The following is a 6,231-nucleotide window of genomic DNA, read 5'->3' as shown; positions in this document are numbered from 1 at the left end:
CATCTACAACAGCGGCTCGACCAGCAGCGCCGTCTCCAAGCTGTGCGCCCGCGCCACCGCCGACTGCTCCAAGGGCGTGGTCGTGGCCGGCTTCAGCCAGGGCTCGGTGATCGCCATCAACGCCAAGAACTACGACAGCCGGGTGCGCGCCGCCTATGGCATGGGTGCACACACGCTGTACACGACCTACGTGATGAACTCGTGCATGACGCCGGGCAACTACACGATCTCGAAGGACAACGTGCGCATCGTCAACGGGCAGAGCGACATCTTCCCGGGCGGCACCGCCACGGTCGTGCGCAGCTCCTCCGAGTCGGTCGCCGGCCGCACCTGCGGCACGCTGGCCTACGAATGCCTGGCGACCAACGGCAGTGGCTGGATCATGATCCGCGACAGCGCCGTCGGAGACCTCTCGGCCGACCACTGCTACCAGCGCGTGGGCGGCTGCACCGGCCTGCAGAGCGTGACCGACAGCACCTGGCGCAACGGCAGCACCAACTGGGGCCTGAAGGCCAACCTCACCTGGCTGGCCGGCTTCGCGACGCCGTAAACCGCAAGGCCGCAGGCACATGCCGCACGGCATGTGCCTCGCGCCGGAGAACCCCATGAAGAAGCTCCTTGCCCTGACCGTCATCGCCACGCTGGCGTCCGTGGCCCAGGCCGCCCACGCCGAGACTGCCCAGGAAGCCGCCGTGCGCAAGCTGATCCAGCCCCGCGTGCCGGCGGCCATCGACTCGGTCACCAAGACGCCCTACCTCGGCCTGTTCGAGGTGCGCACCGGCACCGAGGTGGTCTACACCGACGCCGGCGGCAAGTACATCTTCATGGGGAGCATCGTCGACAGCAAGACAGCGCACGACTACACCCGTGCGCGCGTCGACGACCTGAGCCGCATCCGCTTCGCCGACCTGCCGCTGCAGCTGGCGCTCAAGCAGGTCAAGGGCACCGGCGAGCGGCAGATCGCCATCTTCGAAGACCCGAACTGCGGCTACTGCAAGCGCCTGCGCGAGACGCTGCAGGGGCTGGACAACGTCACGCTCTACACCTTCATGTACAACATCCTGTCGGACGAGTCGGCCGCCATCTCCAAGAACATCTGGTGCGCGAGCGACCCGGCCAAGGCCTGGGACGACTGGATGCTCAACGCCAAGGCCGTGCCCACCGCGCCGTTGGGCTGCCAGTCGCCCAACGACAAGGTGTTCGCGCTGGGCCAGAAGCTCAAGATCAACGGCACGCCCACCCTCTTCTTCGCCGACGGCTCGCGCGTGCCGGGTGCCATCGACGTGCTGACGCTCGAAGCCAAGCTCACCACCGCCAAGGCGGTGCGCTGAGACCAACCACCGACGAAAGGGCTGATCCATGGCTGCTTTCTCCACCCCGTTCTGGATGGCCACCGCCGGCATCGTGGCGCTGGCCGCCGGCACGGCCTACCTCACGCGAACGCAGGAGGGCGACCGCCTCGACAGCTCGGTGCAGGCGCTGGCCCAGTCGGAAGGCGCACGCTACATGCGCCCCGACACACCGGCGGCCGACAACGATGCATCCGTTGCGAGCAGCGAGCCCGCGGTGCCGCACGTGCGCGAAGGCCACCCCTTCACCGTCGATTCGCTCGGCCGCCTGGCCGTGAGCGCCAAGACGCTGCCGGTGCTCGACAGCTGGCTGCCCGCGCCCGGCCAAAGCCTGGCACCGATCGAAGCGCGCCTGCGCGCCGCCCTGCCGCCGCTGGCCGCCGAGCGCGCCTGGCGGCTGCTGCGCAGCCACGCCGCCTACCGCGCGGACGAGCGCGAGCTGCTGCAGCAGCTCAAGGCACAAGGCCCGATCAATGCACGCGAGCTGCTCGACAAGAGCATGGCGCTGCGCCGCCGGCACTTCGATTCGGTCTCGGTGCAGGAGCTCTTCGCGGTGCAGGAGGCGCGCGCGCTCTATGCGTCGGAGGTGGCACGCATCCTGGCCGACCCGCGCCTGAGCGAAGCCCAGCAGGCACAACACCTGTTCGCACTGCGCACCAGCCTGCCGGGCGAGGTGGCGGCACAGGAGTTCGCCGGTTCCGAGTTCTCGTTCGCGCTGGAGAAGCAGGTGGCGCAGATGCGCGAGCAGGGCGAGAGCGACGCGGAGATCGTCTTCCTGCGCAAGCAGTTCGTCGACGTCGAGGGCGCGAAGTCGGTGCTGGAAGTCGAGCGCGAGCAGCTCGAAGCGCAGAAGCAGGCCTGGGAACTGCGCCACGCGGGCTTCGTGCGCCAGCGCGACGCCCTGCTCGCCGCCGAGATCGAGGTGGCCGACAAGCAGCAGCAGCTCGAAGCCTTGCTGCGCCAGCACTTCAAGCCCGACGAGATCGCCACCGCCCGCGCCCACAGCGGGCTCTGAACCCTTCCCCCCACGCCCCACCGAGGCAGATGGCCGCCAGGCCAGCCGCCGGCGTGCCGGTCTCACACACCGGTTCGGTGACCCGAAGAAGAAACACACCATCACAAGGAGAGACCCATGAACGGATTGAGAACACGTGCCCTGAAGCTCGGCCTGGCCTTCATCGCGCTCGGCGCGGGCAACGCGGCGCTGGCGCAGACCGCCTTCACCGCCAGCTACCGCGGCGGCACCACGAGCCTGTGCACCACCTCGTACACCATCGCCGGCTACGAGCCCAGCACCACCGGCAAGTACCCGGTCTACATCCACACCGTGGGCACCGGCGAGGACTACAACAGCGAGCTCGCCATGACCCAGGTGAAGGCCATGGCGGCCAAGGGCTTCGTCGCCGCCTCGGTGCAGTATTCGAGCGGCAGCTTCGGCAGCTGCAGCAGCATCGGCGCCAAGGCCAAGTGCATCTTCAACGGCAGCAGCAGCACCAGCGCCATCGCCACCTTGTGCGCGCGCGCCAAGGCCGACTGCTCCAAGGGCGTGGTGACCGGCGGCCTGAGCCAGGGCTCGGTGGTCTCGGTGCTCTCGCGCAACTACGACAGCCGCATCGTCGCTTCGTACGGCCAGGGCACCGGCAACAAGTACTCGATCTATGACCTGAGCTCGTGCATGAACAACGGCAAGCACACGCAGGCGGCCGACCGCATCCGCCTGGTCAATGGTGAATCCGACACCTTCGTCGGCCCGACCGCCAGCAACGTGCGTACCGCCAACCAGGCCATCACCGGGCTCTCGTGCGGCAGCAGCGCGCTCTCGTGCTTCCGCACCAACGGCAGCGGCTGGTACATCGTGAAGGCCGCCGAGGTGAACGACGGCGCCGCCGACCACTGCTACATGCTGGTGGGCGGCTGCACCACGCCGAGCGGCCTGGACACCGGCTTCAAGACCGGCTCGGCCGCGTGGCAGATGGAGGCCAACCAGAACTGGCTGAAGAGCTTTGTGACGCCCTGAGCGGCGTCAGTGTCGGGCGATGGGCTTTCAGCGCCCGCCCGACACGTCGATCGTCGTGCCGGTGGCGTAGCTGGCCTCGTCCGACAGCAGCCAGACGATGGCGTGGGCGATCTCCTCGGCCGTGCCCGCGCGCTGCATCGGGATCAGGTGCAGCGACTGCTGCACCCGGTCGGCCATGCCACCCGAGGCGTGGATCTCGGTGTCGATGATGCCGGGGCGCACGCCATTCACGCGCACACCTTCGGTCGCCACCTCGCGTGCCAGGCCGAGCGTGAAGGTGTCGATCGCGCCCTTGCTGGCCGCGTAGTCGACGTACAGGCCCGGCGAGCCCAGCTTGGCCGCCACCGACGAGAGGTTGACGATGGCCCCGCCCTGCCCGCCGTGGCGCGTGGACATGCGGCGCAGCGCCTCGCGCGCGCAGACCATGCTGCCGATCACGTTGATGGCGAACATGCGCTGCAGGCGCGCCACGCTCATCTCGTCGACGCGCGATTGCATGTCCACCACGCCGGCGTTGTTGACCAGGCCCGCGAGCCGCGGCAACTCGGCGTCGACACGCTTGAACATGGCAAGCACCTGCGCCTCGTCGGCCACGTCGGCCTGCAGGGCCACAGCCTGCCCGCCGCTCGATTGGATGGCCTGCACCACCGCCTGCGCGGCGGCGCCGTCGCGCGTGTAGTTGACGGCCACGGCCCAGCCCTGCTGCGCGCACAGGCGCGCGGTGGCGGCGCCGATGCCGCGGCTGCCGCCGGTGACGAGCACGCTGCGCGTCGGTACGGGGTGGCTAGTCGTTGGCATCTTGCTTCGCCTTCGCATCCAGGGTGGACTGCAAGGCGCCCACGCCCTGCATGAAGTGTTCGGTGTCGACCGGCTTGGCCAGCCGCAGCGCGGGCGGGAACAGGTGGTTCATGTAGAGCTCGCTGCCCAGGCGGTCGCTGCCCTGCTGGTTGAACCACAGACTGAGCACGATGCCCATCACCACCGTGGCCAGCGCGAAGCTGCGCGTGCGCCGCGGGTGGTGCGGCTCCACGGCCTGCAGGTGGAAGTACAGCATCGCACCCAGGATCAGGTAACCGGCGATGAAGACGAAGTCGGTGAGCCAGGGCCACGACAGCGCAAACGCCACCAGGCTGGCGCCTGCGCCCACCAGCTCCCAGGTGAGCACCGCGACCAGCAGCACGCGCAGGTGCCAGCCGAAGTGGCCCTGGCGCGTGAACACCTTGGACAGCAGCGTCCACAGGCCCGCCCAGCCCAGCGCCACGCCGACCGCATAGACGGCGAGCGAACCCAGCGCGCGGGTGAAGGTGTCGGGGTCGTTCTCGAGGTAGGTGCTGAAGACGAGCACGGCGATCACCGCCAGCGCCAGGGCGGCCAGTGTGGACAGGTCTTGCGTGAGCGCGCGCACGGCCTGCAGCGGCTGCTCGGGCGCGAGCGCGTGGCTGGCCAGGCGCAGGCGCAAGTGCATGCGGCCGGCCACCAGCAGCGGCGGCAGTGCGCCCACCACCATGCGCTCGCCGGCGGCGAGGTGGCGTGCGTCGCAGCGCACGCCGTTGCGGGTGTCGCCCACCGTGAGCACGACCTGGCCCTGCTCATCGGGCGCCACGCTGAAGTGGTGGGCGGCGGTGTGCGGGTCGTCGAGCACCAGGTCGTTGTCGAGGGCGCGGCCCACGCGCAGCGGCCACTCGCGCACGCTCACGCTGTGGCGCACGCTGCCGTCGCGGTCGAGCACCTCCAGCACGGCCAGCGTCTCGGTCGTCATGGCTGCCTCGCTCATGGTGATTTCACCCAGGCATAAGCCTCGATGTAGTGCCGCGCGAGCTTCATTGCGTTGGGGTAGCTCACGCCTTGCGCATCGAAGCGGCCCTGCACGCCGCCCCGCGGCTGGTCGAGCGTGGCCACCAGCACCGACACGTCGTACAGCTGCGCCAGCTTCTTGTAGGCGCGCAGGCAGGTCACGACGCGCAGCACCAGGCCCTGGCGGTCGACGTAGTCTTCATGGCACTGCGGCTTGGTCTGCTGCTGCGGGCCGAGCCGCGTGAAGCCTTCGTTGCGGAAGCTCGCCGAGTACTGCGCCGCAAAGCGCAGCGTGCCGAGGTTGGTTCCGTCGTAGGCCTCGTGGCGGGTGGCCAGCGTGCCGGTGTTGAACTCGCCGACGAAGATGCGCGTGTCCATCACGCAGTCGGAGCGTTCGAAGTCCAGGCCACCGGTGCGCGAGGGCTCGCTGCTGCCCCAGCAGCGCATGAAGCGGTCGGGCGGCACCGGCACGGTGTAGCGCGGGTGGGTGGCGGGCTTCCAGCCCTGGGCGATGAAGCGTTCGGTGAGCACGTCCTGGTGGGCGGTGAGCTGGGCGGTGACGATGGGCCAGGCGTCGCCCTTCAGCGGCGCCGCGTCGCGGCCGCGTGCGAGCAAGGCGCTGGCGAACGTGCCCGGCACCAGGAAGCTGACCTGCTCGCCGTCGACGCGGCGCGCCACGTTGACGCCGATCACGCGGCCCTCCTGGTCGAGCGCGGGGCCACCGCTCATGCCGGCGCTCAGCGAGCCGGCGAAGAAGATCTGCGGGTAGAAGCTGCGCTCCACCAGGCCGTTGTAGTTGCCTTCGATGACGGCAAAGCCCACGTCGAGCGGGTTGCCCAGCGAATACATGCGCTCGCCTTGCGCGAGCTTCTGCGCTTCGGGGCGGAAGGCCAGCGCGTCGTAGCCGCCGGCCGGCTTGGGCCCGCTCAGCTTGAGCAGGGCCAGGTCGTGCAGCACGTCGAGCATGAGGATCTGCACCGGCGCCTCGCGGCCGTCGGCCGTCACCGAGACGAGCTCGTGCCGATCCGGCTTGAGGGCGGCCTCGCTCACCACGTGGAAGTTGGTGAGCAC

Annotated in this window: 6 protein-coding genes and 1 pseudogene; 4 read left to right on the top strand and 3 right to left on the bottom strand. The window is 69.5% G+C overall.

All coding sequences use genetic code 11. From position 1 onward, the window contains the following. The 4 genes and pseudogenes from VFL64_RS11465 to VFL64_RS11450 all read left to right on the top strand — a co-directional run. A pseudogene (locus VFL64_RS11465) lies at nt 1-550 on the top strand (hypothetical protein); the annotation flags it as partial. A gap of 55 nt (nt 551-605) precedes the next feature. Continuing rightward, nucleotides 606-1,331 carry a DsbC family protein gene (locus VFL64_RS11460; RefSeq protein ID WP_489540508.1) on the top strand — a complete coding sequence of 242 codons (726 nt, stop codon included), beginning with the start codon at nt 606-608 and terminating at the stop codon, nt 1,329-1,331. Nucleotides 1,332-1,359: 28 nt separating this feature from the next. After that, on the top strand, nt 1,360-2,364 hold the full coding sequence (locus VFL64_RS11455) for a lipase secretion chaperone (protein WP_489540507.1): 1,005 nt from the start codon (nt 1,360-1,362) through the stop codon (nt 2,362-2,364). A 117-nt stretch (nt 2,365-2,481) separates the two neighbouring features. After that, entirely contained in the window at nt 2,482-3,366 is an 885-nt protein-coding gene (locus VFL64_RS11450) for a hypothetical protein (protein ID WP_489540506.1), read from the top strand. A gap of 27 nt (nt 3,367-3,393) precedes the next feature. Here VFL64_RS11450 and VFL64_RS11445 read toward each other — a convergent pair whose 3' ends face one another. The 3 genes from VFL64_RS11445 to VFL64_RS11435 all read right to left on the bottom strand — a co-directional run. Next, on the bottom strand, nt 3,394-4,164 hold the full coding sequence (locus VFL64_RS11445) for an SDR family oxidoreductase (protein ID WP_489540505.1): 771 nt from the start codon (nt 4,162-4,164) through the stop codon (nt 3,394-3,396). Continuing rightward, nucleotides 4,151-5,140: an FHA domain-containing protein gene (locus VFL64_RS11440; protein WP_489540504.1), complete on the bottom strand. Its 990-nt coding sequence runs from the start codon at nt 5,138-5,140 to the stop codon at nt 4,151-4,153. The genes VFL64_RS11445 and VFL64_RS11440 overlap by 14 nt, the downstream gene beginning before the upstream one ends. Beyond that, on the bottom strand, nt 5,137-6,231 hold a 1,095-nt coding region (locus VFL64_RS11435; RefSeq protein WP_489540503.1), incomplete at its 5' end, for a S1 family peptidase. The genes VFL64_RS11435 and VFL64_RS11440, both read right to left, overlap by 4 nt.

The organism is Rhizobacter sp., from assembly GCF_035702065.1.
In the GTDB taxonomy this organism is placed as follows: Bacteria; Pseudomonadota; Gammaproteobacteria; order Burkholderiales; family Burkholderiaceae_C; genus Rhizobacter.
Note: the sequence above shows the minus strand (reverse complement) of the source record. Positions and strands in the feature narration are given on the sequence as shown.